This window comes from uncultured Campylobacter sp., from assembly GCF_937997595.1.
Taxonomy (GTDB): domain Bacteria; phylum Campylobacterota; class Campylobacteria; order Campylobacterales; family Campylobacteraceae; genus Campylobacter_B.
The window spans coordinates 1-18,034 of record NZ_CALKTS010000271.1; the positions used below are offsets into that span (position 1 = coordinate 1).

20 protein-coding genes and 1 pseudogene are annotated in these 18,034 nt (G+C 47.8%); 7 read left to right on the forward strand and 14 right to left on the reverse strand.

Annotated features, from left to right (window positions below):
• A pseudogene (locus Q0614_RS08865) lies at positions 1-350 on the reverse strand (endonuclease III); the annotation flags it as partial.
• Between the two features lie 105 nt (positions 351-455).
• On the opposite strand from Q0614_RS08865, the gene Q0614_RS08870 reads away from it, so the two are divergent.
• Genes Q0614_RS08870 through Q0614_RS08885 form a run of 4 tightly spaced genes read left to right on the forward strand, consistent with a single transcriptional unit; the run spans position 456 to position 4,644 of the window.
• Positions 456-1,265: a peptidyl-prolyl cis-trans isomerase gene (locus Q0614_RS08870; protein WP_291936539.1), complete on the forward strand. Its 810-nt coding sequence runs from the start codon at positions 456-458 to the stop codon at positions 1,263-1,265.
• Between the two features lie 14 nt (positions 1,266-1,279).
• Positions 1,280-2,344 carry a class II fructose-bisphosphate aldolase gene (gene fbaA / locus Q0614_RS08875; protein ID WP_298788124.1) on the forward strand — a complete coding sequence of 355 codons (1,065 nt, stop codon included), beginning with the start codon at positions 1,280-1,282 and terminating at the stop codon, positions 2,342-2,344.
• Between the two features lies 1 nt (position 2,345).
• Complete coding sequence (locus tag Q0614_RS08880; protein ID WP_298788128.1) at positions 2,346-3,635, forward strand: MotA/TolQ/ExbB proton channel family protein; 1,290 nt, start codon at positions 2,346-2,348, stop codon at positions 3,633-3,635.
• Complete coding sequence (locus Q0614_RS08885; protein ID WP_298788130.1) at positions 3,622-4,644, forward strand: OmpA family protein; 1,023 nt, start codon at positions 3,622-3,624, stop codon at positions 4,642-4,644. Before Q0614_RS08880 ends, Q0614_RS08885 begins: the two co-directional genes overlap by 14 nt.
• A 325-nt stretch (positions 4,645-4,969) precedes the next feature.
• Here Q0614_RS08885 and Q0614_RS08890 read toward each other — a convergent pair whose 3' ends face one another.
• The gene (locus Q0614_RS08890) at positions 4,970-6,295 is read right to left on the reverse strand and encodes a tetratricopeptide repeat protein (protein WP_298788131.1); all 1,326 of its coding nucleotides are present in this window, start codon (positions 6,293-6,295) and stop codon (positions 4,970-4,972) included.
• A gap of 147 nt (positions 6,296-6,442) precedes the next feature.
• Between Q0614_RS08890 and hisD the strand changes: the two genes are divergently transcribed.
• Both hisD and Q0614_RS08900 read left to right on the forward strand, forming a co-directional pair.
• Positions 6,443-7,732 (forward strand): histidinol dehydrogenase, encoded by a 1,290-nt coding sequence (gene hisD / locus Q0614_RS08895; RefSeq protein WP_298788132.1) that lies wholly within the window; start codon positions 6,443-6,445, stop codon positions 7,730-7,732.
• Positions 7,733-7,989: 257 nt separating this feature from the next.
• Complete coding sequence (locus Q0614_RS08900; protein WP_291936556.1) at positions 7,990-8,280, forward strand: DUF5339 domain-containing protein; 291 nt, start codon at positions 7,990-7,992, stop codon at positions 8,278-8,280.
• A gap of 457 nt (positions 8,281-8,737) precedes the next feature.
• Here Q0614_RS08900 and Q0614_RS08905 read toward each other — a convergent pair whose 3' ends face one another.
• The 11 genes from Q0614_RS08905 to Q0614_RS08955 all read right to left on the reverse strand — a co-directional run bounded on the left by Q0614_RS08905 (position 8,738) and on the right by Q0614_RS08955 (position 16,431).
• On the reverse strand, positions 8,738-8,971 hold the full coding sequence (locus Q0614_RS08905; RefSeq protein WP_298788133.1) for a hypothetical protein: 234 nt from the start codon (positions 8,969-8,971) through the stop codon (positions 8,738-8,740).
• A gap of 25 nt (positions 8,972-8,996) precedes the next feature.
• Positions 8,997-9,356, reverse strand: coding sequence for a hypothetical protein (locus Q0614_RS08910; protein WP_298788135.1), 360 nt, complete (start codon positions 9,354-9,356; stop codon positions 8,997-8,999).
• 198 nt (positions 9,357-9,554) lie between these two features.
• The gene (locus Q0614_RS08915) at positions 9,555-10,256 is read right to left on the reverse strand and encodes a YbaK/EbsC family protein (RefSeq protein ID WP_298788137.1); all 702 of its coding nucleotides are present in this window, start codon (positions 10,254-10,256) and stop codon (positions 9,555-9,557) included.
• Between the two features lie 187 nt (positions 10,257-10,443).
• A complete protein-coding gene (locus tag Q0614_RS08920; RefSeq protein ID WP_298788139.1) occupies positions 10,444-10,869 on the reverse strand; it encodes an ecotin family protein in 426 nt (141 codons plus the stop codon).
• A gap of 68 nt (positions 10,870-10,937) precedes the next feature.
• The gene (locus tag Q0614_RS08925) at positions 10,938-11,669 is read right to left on the reverse strand and encodes a hypothetical protein (protein WP_298788142.1); all 732 of its coding nucleotides are present in this window, start codon (positions 11,667-11,669) and stop codon (positions 10,938-10,940) included.
• A gap of 249 nt (positions 11,670-11,918) precedes the next feature.
• Positions 11,919-12,266, reverse strand: a complete 348-nt coding sequence (locus tag Q0614_RS08930; protein WP_298788144.1) for a hypothetical protein — start codon at positions 12,264-12,266, stop codon at positions 11,919-11,921.
• 169 nt (positions 12,267-12,435) lie between these two features.
• The gene (locus Q0614_RS08935) at positions 12,436-12,987 is read right to left on the reverse strand and encodes a hypothetical protein (RefSeq protein WP_298788146.1); all 552 of its coding nucleotides are present in this window, start codon (positions 12,985-12,987) and stop codon (positions 12,436-12,438) included.
• Between the two features lie 167 nt (positions 12,988-13,154).
• Positions 13,155-13,292 carry a hypothetical protein gene (locus tag Q0614_RS08940; RefSeq protein ID WP_297964331.1) on the reverse strand — a complete coding sequence of 46 codons (138 nt, stop codon included), beginning with the start codon at positions 13,290-13,292 and terminating at the stop codon, positions 13,155-13,157.
• Entirely contained in the window at positions 13,282-14,430 is a 1,149-nt protein-coding gene (locus Q0614_RS08945) for a hypothetical protein (RefSeq protein WP_298788148.1), read from the reverse strand. The genes Q0614_RS08940 and Q0614_RS08945 overlap by 11 nt, the downstream gene beginning before the upstream one ends.
• 33 nt (positions 14,431-14,463) lie before the next feature.
• The gene (locus Q0614_RS08950) at positions 14,464-14,889 is read right to left on the reverse strand and encodes a hypothetical protein (RefSeq protein ID WP_298788150.1); all 426 of its coding nucleotides are present in this window, start codon (positions 14,887-14,889) and stop codon (positions 14,464-14,466) included.
• A 306-nt stretch (positions 14,890-15,195) separates the two neighbouring features.
• Positions 15,196-16,431: a hypothetical protein gene (locus tag Q0614_RS08955; protein ID WP_298788151.1), complete on the reverse strand. Its 1,236-nt coding sequence runs from the start codon at positions 16,429-16,431 to the stop codon at positions 15,196-15,198.
• A gap of 263 nt (positions 16,432-16,694) precedes the next feature.
• On the opposite strand from Q0614_RS08955, the gene Q0614_RS08960 reads away from it, so the two are divergent.
• Entirely contained in the window at positions 16,695-17,018 is a 324-nt protein-coding gene (locus Q0614_RS08960) for a multidrug efflux SMR transporter (RefSeq protein ID WP_298788153.1), read from the forward strand.
• Between the two features lie 327 nt (positions 17,019-17,345).
• Here the strand turns inward: Q0614_RS08960 and Q0614_RS08965 are convergent, their stop codons facing one another.
• Positions 17,346-18,029, reverse strand: a complete 684-nt coding sequence (locus Q0614_RS08965) for a cytochrome-c oxidase (RefSeq protein ID WP_298788155.1) — start codon at positions 18,027-18,029, stop codon at positions 17,346-17,348.
• Positions 18,030-18,034 lie beyond the last annotated feature (5 nt).

Here is an 18,034-nt window from a genome sequence, read left to right on the forward strand (position 1 = left end):
CCCGCAAGAGATTTTAGCCCCGCTTCATCAAGCGGCACGACGCCGTCAAAGTCGCTAACCACCGCCTGCGCCATTTTGATTAAATTTACCGCTTTGTTGTTGTAGAAATTGCACGAGCTAATTAGCAGCTTTACGCTTGCCAGATTGGCTTTTGCGAGCTCTGCAACGCTAGGGAATTCCGCAAAAAAGCGCGGCGTAATCAAATTCACCCGCTTGTCGGTACACTGCGCGCTAAGCATCACGCAGACCAAAAGCTGATAGGTGTCTTTAAATTTCAACTCACTGCGCTCTTCCGCGAAGTTTTGCAGAATTCTCTTTTTTATCTCTAAAATATCTTTTTTACTTCTCATTTACATTTCCTCAAGGCGGAATTCTACCCTAAAATTCTAAAGTACAGTTTGATTGTTAACAACTTTGAGTTATAATCGCCGTTAAAATTTTTTTAAGGAATTATAATGAAAAAAGTTTTATTTACAGCACTTAGTTTGGCTGCTGCTATCAGCCTCAACGCTACCGTTTACGCTACCGTCAATGGCAAAGACGTAACCGAAAAAGAGCTTGCTCCGCTACTTCAAGGCATAGGCAATGTAGATATCGCCGCTCTTAACGCGGATCAAAAGAAGGAGCTTATCGATAAAGGCATCGATCTGATGCTGCTAACGGATGAGGCTAAAAAATCGGGCGTTATGGACGAAGACGTTTATAAAAAAGAGCTTGAAATCGTAAAAGATAACTTAGCACTTCGTGTATGGCAGGCTAAAGAAGCCAGCAAAATAAATATCGACGATAAAGAAATAGCAGATTTTTATAACAAAAACAAAGCGCGCTTTACTGAGCCTGCGAGAATCAAAGCGGCTCAGATCGTCGTTAAAACCGAAGCTGAGGCAAACGATATTATTAAGCAGTTAAAAGGGCTTAGTGACAGTGCGCTATTTACTAAATTTGCAGAGCTTGCCAAAGCTAAATCTATCGATCCGCAGGCTAAACAAACCGGCGGCGAGCTAGGCTGGATGCCTAGCGATCAGGTCAAGCCTTTTGCCGATGCGATCTCTAAGATAAAAGATGGTCAAATCACTACTAAAGCGATTAGAAGCAGGGTTGGATATCACGTCGTGTTAAAAGAGGAGTCTCAAGCTAAAAAGCAGTTAAGTCAAAGCGAGGCAAAGCCTTTTATTGAGCGCGTGCTTAGACAGCAAAAAGCGGCGAAAGTAGTCGAGCAAAAAGCGGCAGATCTTCACAAAAACGCTAAAATCGAGTATAAATAATATAGGAGCTAAAAATGGGCGTTTTAGATATAGTAAAACCGGGCGTTTTAAGCGGCGATGACGTAAGTAAGGTCTATGCGTATGCGAAGCAGCAGGGCTTTGCGATCCCTGCGGTAAACGTAGTGGGGAGCAACTCCATAAACGCCGTCTTAGAAAGCGCTAAAATCGCAAATTCGCCCGTAATAATTCAGTTTAGCAACGGCGGCGCGGCGTTTTACGCAGGTGCCGCTTGCCCTAATGCCGCAGTTTTAGGCGCTATTGCAGGCGCGCGCCAGGTGCATGCTCTGGCAGCTCATTATGGCGTTGCGGTGATTTTGCATACTGATCATGCCGCGAGGAAGCTGCTTCCGTGGATCGACGAGCTCATCGAAGCTAATGCCGCTCATAAAAAAGCTCACGGCGTGCCGCTGTTTAGCTCGCACATGCTCGATCTTAGCGAGGATGATTTGGAGCTAAATTTAGCGACCTGCGAGAAGTATTTGGAAATTTTAAGCGATCTTGGAATTTCGCTTGAGATCGAGCTTGGCGTCACGGGCGGCGAAGAGGATGGCATCGATAATACCGGCGTCGATAACGCGCGGCTTTACACCCAGCCTGCAGATGTCGCGCTCGCCTACAAGCGACTTAGCAAAATCAGCGATAGATTCAGCATTGCAGCGAGCTTCGGCAACGTCCACGGCGTGTATAAGCCGGGCAATGTCGTGCTGAGACCTGAAATTTTGAAAAATTCGCAAAAATTCGTCCGAGAAAAATTTAATCTGCAATCCGAAAAGCCCGTAAATTTTGTCTTTCACGGCGGCAGCGGCAGCGAGACCTCCGACATTAAGGCAGCCGTTAGCTACGGCGTCGTTAAGATGAATATCGACACTGACACGCAGTGGGCGTTTTGGGACGGCGTGCGCGCTTATGAGGGCAAAAATCGCGGCTATTTGCAAGCTCAAATCGGCAATCCGGAAGGTGAGGATAAACCGAATAAAAAATTCTACGATCCTCGCAAGTGGCTGAGGGCAGGCGAGCAGAGTATGGTGGCGCGCTTGCAGGTCGCATTTGACAATCTAAATTGCCTAAATAGGAACTAATATGGATCGCCCGAATAACGAAGTGCTCGATATCACGCTACCTGAGGCGAAGGAGCGCTCGCTAGCGGGCGTTTTTTTTAAGATTGCAGCTCTGCCGATCGCGGTTTTTGTGGTGTTTTTGCTGGGCTATTTGGGGCTTATCGGGCTGAAGGTAGAAACGCACTCGATCCTGATGCTTGCAGTTTTGCTCATTATTGCACTAATTTTAGCTCGTCATAATGCAGAATATGGCTGCTTAAATTTTCAAAATAATATTGATGATTTCAAGCGCGAGCTAAAGAATTACATCGTCGCCAATCTCTTAAGTATCGGCGGTAAGAAAAAATCCGATGCTAGCTTTGATCTTTTTGTGGACGAATACGGCTACTCGCTGCGTAATCAAAACTACGCTTCCGTCGCATCGGCAGTCTTTCCGATGCTTGGAATTTTAGGAACTTTCATCTCGATTGCGATTTCGATGCCACACTTTTCCTCAAGCAATATCGATGGGCTCGAAACCGAGATCGCACAGCTTCTAGGCGGCGTAGGCACGGCATTTTACGTCTCGATCTATGGAATTTTCTTAGCGCTTTGGTGGATATATTTTGAGAAAAAAGGCATTAGCAAATATGAGCGTCTGCTCATCAAATACAAAAATTCCACTAAAAATTTCTTCTGGAACAAAGACGAGATCACGCAGGGCTATCTGAGTGAAATTTTAAATGCTAATTCTGAAATTTCGCGCTCATTTGCGATGATGAGCTCTACGAATTTTACTGAAAGGCTAAACCGCCTAATCGATGAAAAAATCGGCGCTTTTGAAAGCGTAATGGAAGCCGAGAAGCGAAGTATGGCGATTACACAAGAAGAGCTTGAAAAAGCAGGAGAGATGATCCAAAGGACAAATCTCGCTCACGGCGAGTTAGATAAGAGCTTCGCTCAAATTTTATCTGCGCTTAAGTCCGTGTCTGCAAGCCTAATCGAAATTCAAAACGGAATTTCCGCGCAGTATCTAAGCCAGTCTAAGACTTTAACGGACGGGCAAGGCGAGCTGGCTAACGTTACGAGTGCATTAAGCGCTCAAATCAAGAGCCTAAATGCTTCCTTGGGCGGGTTTGCGGGCGAAATTTCAAGTTCGCAGAATGCTTACGCCGCTAAAATTGACGCTAGCTTTAAGGGGCTAAGCGCGGATTTGAAGGCCCTTTTAGCTGGAGAGGACACTGCGCGAACGAGCAACGAAAGCATCATCGAAGAGCTTCGAAAAACGCTTGCGAGCATCGATGAAAAAGCACTTTTAGATGAAAACGAATAACGAAGAAAAAGAGACCTTTTGGATCGCGTACGCCGATTTGATGGCGGGACTGCTTTTTGTTTTCGTGCTTTTGGTGGGCGGCATCATCGTCAAATACTTCCTCACGCAAAGCAACCTGCAGGAGAAAGAAAGTCAAATTTCAAGCGCGCTAGCAAGCCTGCAAAGCCAGGAGAAAAAAAGCGCAGAGCTTGAAGCGCTGAATAAAATTTTTAGCGACCAGCTCGAGAAGCTAAACATCGAAAATACCGATCTTCGCAAGCAAAATTCCATCTATTTCATACAGATCGAAGATCTGACCGAGATGGCGGAGAGGCTGAAAAAAGAGAATTTAGACATAAACTCGCTTCTGCAAAAAACGCGCGAGGACGCCAACGCTACGATCAGCCAAAACGAGCTTAAAATCGCCTTTTTGCTCGATCAACTCACGCAGAAGGAGAGCGATTTTAATAAAATTTTACAAGACCTCAACGTCACGAAAAACCGCATCCGCAACCTCACCGGAATGAAGGTTAAGATCATCGCCGATCTGAAGGAGAAGCTGGGCGGCAAGATCCGCATCGATAACGAAAGCGGCGCGATGACGCTAAGCTCGTCGATCCTTTTCGACAAAGGCTCAAGCGAGCTGAAAGAGGACGCCAAAGAGACGCTCCGCTCGACGCTGCAGAGCTATTTCGCCGTGCTTTTGAATAATGATGAAATTCGCGAAAATTTAGATCAGATCATCATCGAAGGGCACACGGACAGTGACGGCGGATATTTGTACAACCTCGAGCTGTCGCAAAATAGGGCGTTTGCCGTGATGGATTTCATCAATTCGTGGAATAAAGATGAGCGACTGCAAAAATATCTCATAGCCAGCGGTCGCAGCTACACGCAGCCCGTGATGCGCAGAGGCGTCGAGGACAAAGACGCCAGCCGCCGCATCGAGATCAAATTTACCCTTTCAAACAAAGAGGCGATGGAGGAGATCAGGAAATTTTTGCAGTTCGATGCGAACGCTACGAATTAGAAGCTCGCTCGAAATTTTAGCCCGCAAAAAAGAGAGCTTAAAATTCCTAAAGAATTAACGGCTCATCTGAAATTTTAACGGCGGCGCGGAACATATCCTTTTATTTTGGCGCGAATATTATGAACGGGCGGCTCGCTAAATTTTTTCGCAGCCCTTACGTGGCGTTTATGTAACGCCTGCCGCGGCGGAATGGGCTTAAATTTAAAGCCCACGCATTTTGACGCGCTTTTAGTGTTGCCCTGCGGATGATATAGTCTAAATTTAGACCTTTAAATTTAAGCCGCAAATTTAAGCAGGCTCAAGAGCGACTTAAAATTTATATAGGTTAAAAACCTTGCTCGTTTAGTTTTCTATATCCGTCACAACCGGCTTGATCACCCAAATCACAAGCCTTGCTGAAGTATTTTTTTGCCATACTTATATTCTGACTTATGCCTTTTCCTAAATAATATGAAATTCCGATATTATAGCATCCGCTTCCATCTTTTAAATTGCAAGCTTTTAGATATAGTTCATTTGCCTTTTTGTAATCTTGCTTTACGCCTTTGCCAGAGCTATACAAAACTCCTAGATTATAGCACCCTTTGCCATATTTCAAATCACAAGCCTTAGAATATAACTCATTTGCTTTATTATAGTTTTGTTCTACACCTTCTCCTTGTTCATATAAAAACCCTAGATTGTTGCATCCTGCGTCATATTCTAGGTCGCAAGCTTGAGAATATAGCTTGCTCGCTTTTTTATAATCTTTATTTATGCCTTTGCCGTGTTCATATAAAATTCCAAGATTAGTACATCCTATGCCATATCCTAAATTACAAGCTTTAGAATACAATCCACTCGCTTTTTTATAATCTTGTTTTTCATATAAAGCCCCTAGATCATTACATCCTAACCCATATCCTAGATTACAAGCTCGAGAAAGTAAGTTTCTTGCTTTCTCGATATTTTGTTTTATGCCTTCGCCTAAATAGTGTAAGACACCAAGATTGTAACATCCTTCGGCAATTTCTAAATCACAAGCTTTAAAATACAATTCGCTTGCTTTCTTATAGTCTTGTTTTATGCCTTCACCCGAGGCGTATAAGAGCCCAAGATTATTACATCCTGTGCCATGTCCTAAATCACAAGCTTTAGAATATAATTCACTAGCTTTTTCGAAGTTTTGTTCTACATCTTTTCTTGAGTCATACCAAAGCCCTAATATATAGCATCCTTCGCTATATCCTAGATTGCAAGCTTTAGCAAGTAATTCATTCGCTTTTTTGTCGTTTTGCTTTATAGACGTACCTAAATAGTATGAAGCTCCAAGATTGTAACATCCTTCGGCAACTTCTAAATCACAAGCTTTAGAATAGAATTGATCCGCTTTTTGGTAACTTTGTTGCACGCCTTCACCTTTTTCATATAAAATTCCAAGATTATGGCAGCTTTTACCATGTTTTAAATCGCAAGCTTTCAAATATAGTTCGCTTGCTTTTTTATAATCCTGTTTTATATTTTCTCCGAAGTAATATGCGCTACCGAGATTTGCACACGCCGATGCATCGTTATTGTCGCATTTACTTTGCAGTTCGCTTTCATTAAAATCACTCTGTTTTGCCACTACTAAAGTCGCCGTAGCGATCAGCGCTAAAAATATCTTTTTCATACATCGCTCCGTTTAAAATTTCGGCTATTTTATTTCATTTTCGCTTAATCTTTTGAAAATCGGCGAGCTGTAAATTTACATCGCCGCGAGCTTAAAGGCGAAATTTAGCAAAAAGCGTTAAAATTCCAAGCATTACAAGGAGCAAAAATGAAAATTTTAAAAAGCACGAAGGCAAATTTCAAAGAGGAGTTTGCAAGGCTGGTGCGCCGCGGCGAGACGGATATGAGATCGGTGATGCCCGTCGTAAGCGGTATCATCGAAGATATCAGAGAGCGCGGCGATGAGGCGCTAGCTGAACAGATTGAGAAATTTGACAGATGGCGCGTGCAGGGCGATCTGGCTATCACGCAAGAGCAGATGAGTCTCGCGTATGAAGGCTTAACCGCAGAGCTAAAAAACGCGCTACAGGTCGCATACGAGCGCATCTACGCCTATCACGAAAAGCAGCTTGAGAGAAGCTGGTTTAGCTTCGATCCAAGCGGCGCGATGCTCGGGCAAAAGATCACGCCGGTAGATCGCGCGGGGCTATATATCCCGGGGGGCAAGGCAGCGTATCCGAGCTCGCTTCTGATGAACGCGATCCCCGCAATCGTCGCTGGCGTAGAGGATATCAGCGTCTGCACCCCTGCCGTGGGCGGCGTCGTAAACGAGCTACTGCTTGCGGCGATGCATGTGCTGGGGATCAAAAAGGCCTACAAGGTGGGCGGCGCAAGCGCGATCGCGGCGATGGCATACGGCACGCGCACGATCGGCAAGGTCGATGTCATCACGGGCCCCGGGAATATCTTCGTCGCAACCGCTAAAAAGCTCGTGTTCGGCGACGTGAATATCGATATGATCGCGGGCCCTAGCGAAGTGGGCATCATCGCAAACGCCGCGGCAAATTCGCGCAACATCGCTGTGGATCTGCTCAGCCAAGCCGAGCACGACGAGATCGCGAGCAGCTTTTTGATAAGCGACGATGAAAAATTCGCTCTTGCCGTCGCAGAGCACATCGAGCGCGAGCTGCCTATGCTCGCGCGTGAGCCAATCGCTCGCGCCAGCATCCAAAACAAGGGCGCAGTCATCGTCGCACGCGATATGAACGAGTGCGTGGAGCTGATGAACGAGCTTGCGGTCGAGCACCTCGAGATCGCGACCGAGAACGCCTACGAGCTGCTTCCGCGCATACGCCATGCAGGCGCGATATTTTTGGGTCACTACACGCCCGAAGCGATGGGCGATTACCTCGCAGGCCCTAACCACACGCTGCCGACCGGCGGAAGCGCGCGATTTTTCTCGCCTCTGGGGGTTTATAACTTCATCAAACGAAGCTCGATCATAGCGCTAAATAAGCGCGCCATAGACGAGTTAGGGGGCGCGTGCATGGCGCTAGCGGATGCAGAGGGGCTAGGCGCGCACAAAAAATCGGTGCAGATTAGATTTGAAGAGAAGTGATTTTACGCTGCAGCCCCAAGAGGCGGCGAGGACCGAATTTTAAAGAGCACCGGCGGTTGTTGCTAAACCAAGAGCTGAAATTTTAAAATTTAAAGATGAGTTAAATTTTAAAAAACGTAAGCGTCGCAGCGAGAGTAAAATTTTAAAATTTCAAAAGCGCTATAAATTTAAAAAAATAGCCCTATTTGATTAAAATTTAAGGCAAATTTACTAAGCGAAATGATATACTTTCGCTGATTTTTTACAAGGAGAGAAAAATGAAAAAATCACTTTTAGTTTTGGCTAGTTTTGGCTTTGCGCTAAGTCTTAGCGCCGCAGATCTTTCAGATAGCTGCAAAGAGTACTTCGCAGATCTTGATAAGATGGTTGATACCTACAAACAAGCGGGTCAAGAGCAGCAGGTCAAGATGTATGAGGATCAAAAAAAGCAGTCTATGGATCAGATCAGCGCACTTCCTAAGGAGCAGCAAGAGGCCACTTGCAAACAAGCTAAAGAGATATTTAAGCAGATGATGGATCAGATGAAACAACAAGGCGCTATGAAATAAATACCTTTGCGGGCACGATTATGCCCTCTTCAGTCGCGGCGATGTGATATCGTCGCGATTAATTCTTTTTAAACTCACACTTTTATTTTAAAAATTTTTAAATTTTAAAATTCGGATGTTTTATCCTCGTTGCTTTCGGGGTTTGCTAAGAATTTCAAATTTGACATTCGGCTCGTTACAGGAAGTCAAAACGAATAAAGCGCTCGCCGTCGTTAAAATGCTCCGCAAGACAACGCATCTTAGTGGGACGCTGCGGTGCACCAAAGATTTACGAGCCGTTTTGGCGCGGCTCGAAACAGCGCCTCATCAATATGATGAATTCGAGGCTCGGTTTAAGCGTTATTTTATCGCGATTTGAAATAGCCGTGGCTCATAGATAGAGGGAATTCGCGTCTCAGTTTGCCGCTCTGTCTATGAAATTTACGGCCAAAAACATCTCGCAAAATCGCCTTGGATTTTAATCCTTAGTAACGATCGCGCCGTTTTTTATTTCGTGCACGCAGACATTTCTGTGCAGCTCCTTACCGTCATCTAAAGTATAGTAGTGCGTTGTTACTGTGCAGCGCAAATCGGCGTCGATGACGAACTCCTGCTTGGCGCGCATCGGCGGCTTGCTTTTACCGCAGTGCACGTAATCGGCGTAAATTTCGCGACAATCGCTTATATGAAATGCGTTGTTTAAAAGGCACATAAAAACATATTCGTGCCCGCGTTCGCTATCTTGGAAATCCCCCAGATAAAGCCTTAGCAGAATTGTTTTGGCGCTCTTTTTTTGGCAAACGACAAGCCCTTATGTCTTTGATCCTCTCCCAATACGCACTTAGATTGTCGATTAAAAAGCTCTCCTTTGCCAACGAAAACAGCTCATTTTTATCAAGTAAATTTTTATCGATAGCCGCTAAGGGCGAAATTCCTCCCGGATAGCGAATCGGCAATTGCGCGATCGGTAGATCGTCATAAATATCTTTCATACTCTGATAAATCTCCGGTCGCGGCGCATCGTCTCCCTTGACCGCGGCATTTTCCATGCCGCATAACGCAAGTAGGCACAGCAAAAATATCCACACCTTCTTCATAGCATTCCCCCTCGTTTCGGTCGCGATCCCTTTTCTCCTAATCATACTGAAAATTTTAAAGCCTTATTAATATGAAGAAAAAAAGATCAAAAATCAAAGCGCCGTTTTTACAACCACTCTCGAACTGTCTTTTTCTACCATTGCTTTTGGGTTAATTTAATCCGAATCTTCCTCTTGTGTGAAACGGACGATGCGCTGCTATTCGTCTTCCGTAGCCTTTTCGGTAAAGCTTACGATGCGCGGAGTTGCGATACGCGCGTAATCCTGCACGTTTAGGATGATCGAGTGATCGAGCAAGCCCGCGTTGAAAGCGATCTCATCAAAGCGTCCGAATAGCGACGGATCGGCGATTAGCAGCAGCTTGTCGTGGAAGCTAAACGGCGGCACCGAGCCGATGACGCAGTCCGTGAGATCGCCCACTTCATCGGGGCTTACGAGCGACGCTTTTGTGCCGCCGAGCCCCTGCGCCAAGCGCTTTAGATCGGTTTTATGATCGGCTGCGAAAACTGCTAGGACGTAAATTCTGCCGTTTCTGCCCGCGGGTTTGTCGCTAGGAAGCTTCAGCTGCTGCGGCACGTTTGCGCAAATTTGATCGGCGGTTAAAGTTAAATTTCCCGCGCAGGCGCCGTTTTCGCAGCCTTGAGCGCTCGCAGCGGCGGAAGCGTCGGGGTTTTGCGCGTCATAGACGTTTGCTAAATTTAAATTTTGCACGAAAGAAATTTGCCCGTCCTTAAAGCCCTTGATCGTGCAAACCAGCGCCTTTGCGCCTTGACCTAGCTGCGTGCCGCGGATTTTGGCGACCTCGGCGGAGGTGCCCGCGCTTTCGTGAGCTACGACGCGGAAGCGCGCCCCCTGCTGCGTCAAAAGCTCTTTTAGGCTTTCAAAAATTCTCTCTGACATGCTCTCTCCTTGTTTTTGCGAAATTATACTGAAATTTTAACCAAACGACCCATCGGTGCCGAAATTCCATTCTTCGCCGTAAAATTTATCTCGCCTGCGCGCAAGCCGCCCATTGCGCGATGAAAAATCTATTGCGCGGCGAAAATTCCGCCGTGCATAAGCTCGGTCCGCCCTGCTTCTTGCGAAATTATTTAATCTTGCGGATTTTGGGCTCTTTGCTCTCTATGAGCTCGTAAATTCTAAGCTCGACCTTGACGTCTTTGGGCGCTAAAATTCTAATTTCGCCGCCGTCGTAGGCGAATGGATGCGTGAGCTCGTAATAGATCCGCTTCTTTTGCTTCTTGCCGTCGCAGAGCATCAGCGTTTGAGCAAGCTCATTGCCGCCGCTAAACTCGTAATAAAGCCCATCCGAGCCCTCTTTTGGCTCTATTTTGCCGCCGATCAGATACGCGTCGTTGCAGTCGGCTTTGATCTCTTTCGAAAAGATCGCTTCGACCTTAAACTGCTGCGGCGGCATCTTTGACGGCGTTAGCTGAAAGACGTTTAGCTGCTTTTGCGCCTCGCCGCCGAATAAAAACAGCGGCAATAGGAAAAATAAAACGCTTTTTCTCATACTTTGCTCCTTGAAAAGATATTTTTATTCAAAATTTTAGCGAAATTTTTACTCATTAGTCTGAATTTTCAATCGACTTCGTTTTTGCCTACAATACAGATGATGTCTTTTAACGCCTCCGCCTCTGATTTTAACGCCTCGTCCTCGGTTTTTTGCGCGGCGCTCTTTTTGTTTGCTAAATTTTTACTAGAGCCTTGCGGCGAGGGTTTTTTCCGCGAGTTTAAAGCCTTGACGGCGTCGCGCGATATTTCGCCCTGCGTCTGCGCGGTGGAAATTTCGCCGCTAGCCTCGCCAGCCTTGCTCGTGCGGCGGCTTAGCACGCTTTTGACGCTTATCTTTTCGCCTGCGTAAAACGCCTCGCAAAGCCCTCTTTGCGCCTCATAGTCCGTCACTTTGACGCTGCCTTCTTGAAATTTATAAAATTTCGCTCGTTTTGCACTGCGCAGCTCCTCCGCTCCGCGCCATACGCCGGCTTCCGCGTCCAGATCCGCGAGCACAAATGCGCCGTCTGCCGCCTTATACATATTGCCGAGCCTTATCGGTATGCGTTCGCCACTCTTTTTGGTAAGCACGAAGCCGATCTTTTCGCCATCTTTTGGGTGCGGGCGGAACTGCCCCGAGAAAAACGCCGTGAAAAACGCGATCTCCTTGATCTCGCCGTCGGTGCCTAGGTATCTCGTCCAGCCATCTTCGGGCACGTCGATCTCGGCGACGTCTCGCCCGTCTTTTGCGCTGCATTTTAAGCCCGCGCAGCCGCTAAGCGCTAATGCTGCAAGCGCAACTAGAAATAGATTTTTCATATTTTTCCTTCAAATAAATTTTGGCTCAGAGCAGGGCGCCCGCCCCGCCTCGGCGCGTAAATTTGCGCAAAATAGGCGCGCTAGCTTGCTCTGCGGTATTGAGGCGCTACCGCATCTAAACACACATAAATCGCGCGAGATAAGCGGTAGCGCGGAATTTTAACGTCGCTCGGCGCGTTTTGCAAGCGCTTTGCGGCAAATCCGTCCGAAACCTCGGGTGCATAAAACCCCGTATTGCGGCTAAATTTATCAAGCCGACGTCGCCCAGACGCGTAAAAATCGCTGCCCGCTCGCCTCAAACGAGCACTCCTGCCAGTCCCAGTCGTTCTCGCCGCCTATTGCGAAATTTTGAGGCTCGTCTGATAGAGCCGCCGCGTTCAAAGCAGCCGTTATCCGCTCCTTCATAAAATCATCGGGCTCGCTCGGCGTAAATTTTTCAAATTTTATCTCGTAAAGGGAGGCGAGCCCAAAGTCCGCGCGCACGAGCTTGCCGCACTCCCGCGCAAACTCCGCCGCGCTGCATTCGTGCTTTGGGGTGTAGTACCAAACCTCCAGCTCCTCGATGCTTTCGCCCCCAAATTTTATGGATTTTATCATTTCGGCTCCCATTTCGCTAGTCGCGGCAGTTTAAATTTCGTCGCTAAAAATTTATAAATTTCACTTGTACCCATACGGCGCATGGCTCACGCGCAAGATAAAACCTTCGCCATTTGGCGCGAGTGCGCTGTGCGATCAAATTTTAAATTTAATCCGCCGCGTTTTAAATTCAGACGCCGAAGTCCGCCCGCATCCCCTCTTTGCCTTTCGGCGTAAAATAGCAAACGATGTAGCAGAGCATTCGGTCCTTGCAGTCGTATTTGGCTTCGAGGCTTTCGATAATGCGCGCAAATTCCTGCGGCGGCTTGTCCGCAAAGGCGCCTCGCAGCTCCTCTGCGGCGATATGTCGCGGGCTAAGGAGCAGATACGCCGCGCCGCCGTCCTCATCCTCGCTTATCGCGCGTAAAATTTCATCGCTCGCGCAAACCCGCCAGTGCTCCTTGCCGTCCCACTCGCGCAGGCTTAAAAACGTCGTGCCGCCGTCAGCGTCCAAAGACTTTTCGTTTGGAATTTGAGCGCGTAAGGTGCCTTCATTTAAGCTCTCCTCGCTCGCGACCTCGATAAAAACGTCCGTGCCGAGCAGATAGCTGGTCCGCTCAAACTCGCTTTCGTACTCCCGGCCGTCAAATTTAGCGGCAAATTCGCGCACCCGCTCGTCCGCTTCGCAGCCGAACATCATCGCGTCGCTATCTGAAATTTTAACGATATAAGGCTCGTTCATGGGATTTTCCAAATTTTATTGCGGCTCGCATTTTCCGTAAAACCACTCGCGAGTTTCGTTTAGCTTAAACTCGCCGTCTTTTAGAAAATACTGCTTGCTGCTTTTGATCGCGTTTTCGCCCGTAGCTATGTAATCGCCGATGAAGCCGCGATCCAGGACATCGTGCGCTAAAATTTCAGGCTCAAAGACGTTTTGCGTCCTTTGCGTCTCGTGCCATTTGCCGCTCTCATCAGGCTCGCGCAGGATGATGGAGATGTTATTACCCGCTTCGTCGTAGTCGTAGATGTATTCGTACTACTTGCCATCGGAGGCCGTGCGATTTTTTATCACGTTGCCGCGCGCGTCGTAGCTAAACTCGTTTTCAAACACGACCTCCCAGCGCTGCAGTTCCTCGCGCCAAAGCGCGGTTTGCTCGCGTAGAGGCCTGCTCTCCTCGGTCTCCTCGTGCACGTTTTTGTAGTACTCCCTCCACTCGTTTTTTGCGGCGTCCCAGCGCGATCTTAGCTCGCTAAAACGCCTATACTTAGGCTCGATCTTGCGCAAGATCTTTTCATCGCGCTGCCATGTGTCGTCCTTCCATATAAAATTTATCTCGCTGCGCGTCCCGTCCGCAGCCGTAAAGACGGTATGTTTTGTAAGCGGTACCCATTTGCCGCGCCATGCGTAGCCTTCGGAGCCCGCGTAAACATCGCCGTTGTAGTGATATATCGATTTTTCGTAGGGCATCCATTTTTTCGCTTTGGCGTTCCATTCGTAGGTCGATACGAAATTGTTTCTGTCGTTTTCATCGACAATCCTTTTTGTAAGGTGCGTCGGCGTCCATCTGCCCTTTTTTAGCGTGAAATTTTGCAAAATTTCCGTTTTACCCTCGCGCTTTTCGACGGCTTTTTCACCCTCGTATGGCTTGCTGTCCTTTTGCAGGCTGAAATAAATTTTTGAGCCATCCTTTGCGATCTCCTGCTTGCTCATCGCCGTTTCGCGAAATTTGTTTGTATTCGCGTCCCAGTCGTATTCGATATTTTCGATCTCGCGCTCGCCGCTTTCGTCAAATTTGCTAAAGCTTTTCGATACGGACGCTCCCTCTTCGCTGCTTTTTCTGTAAATTTTTTCTAAGCGGCGGGTTTTGGCGTCGTAGTTTTGGCTCACTTCATATTCGTAGCGCGGCAGGGCGCCGCCTTCTGTTTTATAGCTCGTCTTTTGCAGACAAATTCTATCCGCCGCCGCGTGTTTTGCTGCCGTCTCGGTCGCGCCCGCAGGCATCGCAAGCGTTAACGTCGCCGCCAAAATAGAGCCTGCTAAAACTGCCGCTCGAACTCGAAGCTTGTCTGCCGAAACTGCCGTCCGCACCCTAAAAGCGCCCGCTGAAATAATCGCTCGCGCCTTTAAATTTGCCGCCGTAAAATCTGCCGCATCCTCGGGTGAAATTTTAAAAACACCTCTCATGACCGCTCCTTTTATCTAAATTTTAAATCGCATTTACCGCTTTATATCCTCGCTCGAAAAAGCTCTCTCGCCTTCGTAAATTTTCTCATAGCGGCTTAGCTTGCCCTCTTTGAAATAGCCGATGAAATAGGCCGCCGATCTTTCGGCCTGCTCTTGCGAAATTTCATCGTAGAGGCGGGCGGGCTCCTTTGATTTTTGTTTATGCAGGTACGAACAGCTGCGAAAATAGCGCCTTTTGATTTTAAAATTTTGTGCCTCGCCGCCTTGCTCGTCTGCGCGCTTTGTTGCGCTTATTTCGCTACTTTGCTTGTCCGCGAGCGTCTGGTCATCTCTCCCGCCGCCCTGCATCGTTTGTTTTTGTCCGCTTGCCGCGCTGTGATCTTGCGCCTCTACGGCGCCGAAACAGATACTCGCCGAAATTAAAGCCGAAATAGCCGCTTTGGGTAAAATCATTTTCATCCTCTCCTTTTGCCGCCACTGCGTGCGGACCTGCCGCGGCGTAGGATTTAAATTTTAAAATTTACGCGGCACACGAAACATCCGCGCCGTTAAATTTAACTGTAAAGCTCGTGTGCCGGCGTCTACTAAATTTTAACCGCAGCACTCGCACGAAATATTGCTACGTCTGCTAAATTTAACCGCATAGCTCGCGCGACGCCACATCCGCATAAATAGCACTGCGCCTGCTAAATTTAACTGCGACGTTCGCGTAAGGCCGCGCAGGTAAAATTTAGTCGCGAAATTTTACCGACGCATCTTCAAACGCTACTTTATCTTTTTATATTTCCACGTCTGCTCCGTTATGAGCTCGGACCTGCCGTCTTTAAGCTTAAATTCCTTAAAGCTCGTTATCGCGTAGATACTAGGCATCTCAAACATCATCAGCGCGGCGCCGTGCCCCACGCTATCTGACGGGATTTGGGTGTCGTAAGTAGCCTCCGAGCGCCCGGTTTGCACCCATTTGCCGCTCGCGTCAAGTTTGTAGATATCCATCGCCGTATTGCTGCCGCGCTCGTCGTAGCTATAGACGTATTTGCCGCTGCTGGAATTTGATTCGTAGCTTTGCTCTAGTAGTCGCTCGCCCGATTTATCGTAAATTTCGCCGTTTGAGTAGCTTTTGACCCAATCTTTAAGTTGTTCGTCCCACAGATACGAGGTCATATTAAGATCCGCGCCCTTCTTGATAGCGGTCTGTTTACTCATATTATCCCACGCGCCCTTCTCATCGTTCCAGATGAAGCTCGTAACGACCTCCTCGCCCTTCGCGGCGTCAAGCTCGTGCTTACTCATCGTCGCGTTTTGCCACGCGCCGTTTTGGAAGGTGCTGCGGATCTGCTCGTAGCTGCCGTTTCGATCGCCGTTAAGCATCTCTCGCTCGCTGTTTTGCCACACGCCGTTTACAAACTCGTAGGTTACGTATCCGCTCATCTCTCCTGCGGCGTCGTAGAAAATTTCGGTCTTATCTTTGGGCTGCCAGCTTTTGCCATCCCATTTGAAGCTTATCGTAAGCTCCTCCTTATCCCACGCGTTTTTTACGGATCTGTTCATGCTCTCTTTATGCCATTTGCCCTTTATGAGCTTATATCGCACATCTTCGGTCGCGTTGTCGTCGTAGCTGGAGACGGTTTTGCTCGCATTGCGCGTGCCGTCATCCGCTATCGAATTCGTTTCGCGCGTCGTGATGCCGTCTTTGACGCTTTCCGTGTAGTCTTCTATTTTTTTCCACTTGCCGCTTTTAAGACCAAGGTTAAATACTTCAAATTTAACTATATCCCCCTTTTCGTCAAAGTAGCTGATCTCTTTGTAGCTAGAGCCTAGGCCGTCCGAGGAGTTCGTATCTCTTATCTGCTCCAGCTTGCGCGTCGCCGCGTCGTAGCTTAGATGCGTGCTCTCCTTGCGCTCTCCGAGTGAGCTGTAGCTCATACTTTGCACCATATACTCATACTCCTTGGCAAACGCCGCCGCACAGAGCAGCGCAAGTATCGTAGCGAGCTTTTTCATCCTCTCTCCTTGGAAAAAATTTTGATAATTATATAATGTTCGTATATAAAAACGGATAAAATTTCGCCGCGCGGCAAGCGAAATTTTATTAGCCGCGCGGCGGAATTCTGCGTAGATCGGCGAGCGGAATTTTATGTCGCCGAAGAGCCGGTTTTACTCAAATATGCGGTGCAAATTTTACGTAAGCCGCTAGGAGGCGCCTTTGAGTGAAATTTAAGGAAATTTCTATAAAATTTAGGCTCAAATTACATTAAGGAGTGCTTATGGGATACGTTTATTTGGGGATTGCTATAGTTTTGGAGCTAGCGGGAACCAACTGTATGAAGCTCTCGGACGGATTTAGCAAGCTAAATTATTCGCTCGCTACGCTGGCGGCATACGGCGCGTGCTTTTATTTTTTAGCACTCGCGCTAAAAACGGTAAAACTCAGCATCGCCTACGCCACGTGGGGTGGGCTTGGCATAGTGTTAGCGTCGCTGCTTTCGGTGTTTTACTTCCACGAAAAACTCTCTGCGCCCGCGATCTGCGGCATAGCGCTCATCGTGATAGGCACGGCGATGTGCAATTTCTTCGGCGCAGGGCACTAAGGTTGCGCGCCTTTGCGAGCTAGCAATGCGTTTAAATTTGGGCGAGGAATAGGGTGTAAAAGCGGATCGAATGACGCAGTGGCTAAATTTTAAGCCGTCTAATCTCGCAAAAATTTCTTATCGATCAGATCGTAGTTTTTATACAGCCTGCGCAGCTCGTCTCGCACTTCCATCAGCGCAAAGCCGAGCAGATTTTGCCCGCGCCTTTTCCTTAAATTTTATTTTGAAGCATAGTTTGAAATTTGCCCAAATTTAACCTGCGAGCTGAAATTTAGGCAAAATGCGGCTAAGTTAGCAAAGCCCGTCCCACTAAATTAGCCGCAAATTTTAATCGCAGAAGCGCTCGTCCGTGCGGTATTTCTTGCGCTCGGCGATGTAATCGGCTCTGTTTTTCGGATCGGCGAAATACTGTTTTTGCTTTTGCTGATCGGCTTTGAGCTTTTCTATCACTTCCTTTAGAGCCGCCTTGCGGTCGCTAGCCATGGATGGGAATTTATCCGAAAATATCGCCTTGTACGGATGATCCTTTACCCAATCGACCGCCCTTTCGACTATGATCTGCTGCTTGTCTATGTCGCAGAATGCGTATGGGTTGATCACGTCGCCCGCAAGGTGCATGAAGGCGGAATTTGCCTCGACCGTCTCCATAAACATCGCGCCGCTGACGTCGATTACCGAGGCGAAGGAGATGAAGCGGTATTTGCCCGCGTAGAACCAAAACACCGCGTCGTCCTTAAGCCCCAGATCATAAGCGCGTGCAGCGACCGTCATCAGCGTAGTCGGAGCGACCATGTCCGGGGCGTCCTCGATGATTTTGATCGCCTTTTTTAGGCTCGCCACGTCGTTTTTCATCAACAGATCGTCGATCGGCTCGTAAACATGCACATATTCGGGCTTGCCCTCCTTAGCCGAATAAAACGGCGAAATATAGATGTCGATTGAAGTGATTTTTTCCACTTTATCCTCACCCTGGGCGCTCAAAGTAGCAGCCGCCGCCGCACACAGCAGCAGTGAAC

What these genes read in the sequence shown, in the direction of transcription:
- Q0614_RS08870 (WP_291936539.1), top strand. Translation starts at nt 456, where the DNA reads ATGAAAAAAGTTTTATTTACAGCACTTAGTTTGGCTGCTGCTATCAGC.
- fbaA (WP_298788124.1), top strand. Translation starts at nt 1,280, where the DNA reads ATGGGCGTTTTAGATATAGTAAAACCGGGCGTTTTAAGCGGCGATGAC.
- Q0614_RS08880 (WP_298788128.1), top strand. Translation starts at nt 2,346, where the DNA reads ATGGATCGCCCGAATAACGAAGTGCTCGATATCACGCTACCTGAGGCG.
- Q0614_RS08885 (WP_298788130.1), top strand. Translation starts at nt 3,622, where the DNA reads ATGAAAACGAATAACGAAGAAAAAGAGACCTTTTGGATCGCGTACGCC.
- Q0614_RS08890 (WP_298788131.1), bottom strand. Translation starts at nt 6,295, where the DNA reads ATGAAAAAGATATTTTTAGCGCTGATCGCTACGGCGACTTTAGTAGTG.
- hisD (WP_298788132.1), top strand. Translation starts at nt 6,443, where the DNA reads ATGAAAATTTTAAAAAGCACGAAGGCAAATTTCAAAGAGGAGTTTGCA.
- Q0614_RS08900 (WP_291936556.1), top strand. Translation starts at nt 7,990, where the DNA reads ATGAAAAAATCACTTTTAGTTTTGGCTAGTTTTGGCTTTGCGCTAAGT.
- Q0614_RS08905 (WP_298788133.1), bottom strand. Translation starts at nt 8,971, where the DNA reads ATGTGCCTTTTAAACAACGCATTTCATATAAGCGATTGTCGCGAAATT.
- Q0614_RS08910 (WP_298788135.1), bottom strand. Translation starts at nt 9,356, where the DNA reads ATGAAGAAGGTGTGGATATTTTTGCTGTGCCTACTTGCGTTATGCGGC.
- Q0614_RS08915 (WP_298788137.1), bottom strand. Translation starts at nt 10,256, where the DNA reads ATGTCAGAGAGAATTTTTGAAAGCCTAAAAGAGCTTTTGACGCAGCAG.
- Q0614_RS08920 (WP_298788139.1), bottom strand. Translation starts at nt 10,869, where the DNA reads ATGAGAAAAAGCGTTTTATTTTTCCTATTGCCGCTGTTTTTATTCGGC.
- Q0614_RS08925 (WP_298788142.1), bottom strand. Translation starts at nt 11,669, where the DNA reads ATGAAAAATCTATTTCTAGTTGCGCTTGCAGCATTAGCGCTTAGCGGC.
- Q0614_RS08930 (WP_298788144.1), bottom strand. Translation starts at nt 12,266, where the DNA reads ATGATAAAATCCATAAAATTTGGGGGCGAAAGCATCGAGGAGCTGGAG.
- Q0614_RS08935 (WP_298788146.1), bottom strand. Translation starts at nt 12,987, where the DNA reads ATGAACGAGCCTTATATCGTTAAAATTTCAGATAGCGACGCGATGATG.
- Q0614_RS08940 (WP_297964331.1), bottom strand. Translation starts at nt 13,292, where the DNA reads ATGGCAAGTAGTACGAATACATCTACGACTACGACGAAGCGGGTAATA.
- Q0614_RS08945 (WP_298788148.1), bottom strand. Translation starts at nt 14,430, where the DNA reads ATGAGAGGTGTTTTTAAAATTTCACCCGAGGATGCGGCAGATTTTACG.
- Q0614_RS08950 (WP_298788150.1), bottom strand. Translation starts at nt 14,889, where the DNA reads ATGAAAATGATTTTACCCAAAGCGGCTATTTCGGCTTTAATTTCGGCG.
- Q0614_RS08955 (WP_298788151.1), bottom strand. Translation starts at nt 16,431, where the DNA reads ATGAAAAAGCTCGCTACGATACTTGCGCTGCTCTGTGCGGCGGCGTTT.
- Q0614_RS08960 (WP_298788153.1), top strand. Translation starts at nt 16,695, where the DNA reads ATGGGATACGTTTATTTGGGGATTGCTATAGTTTTGGAGCTAGCGGGA.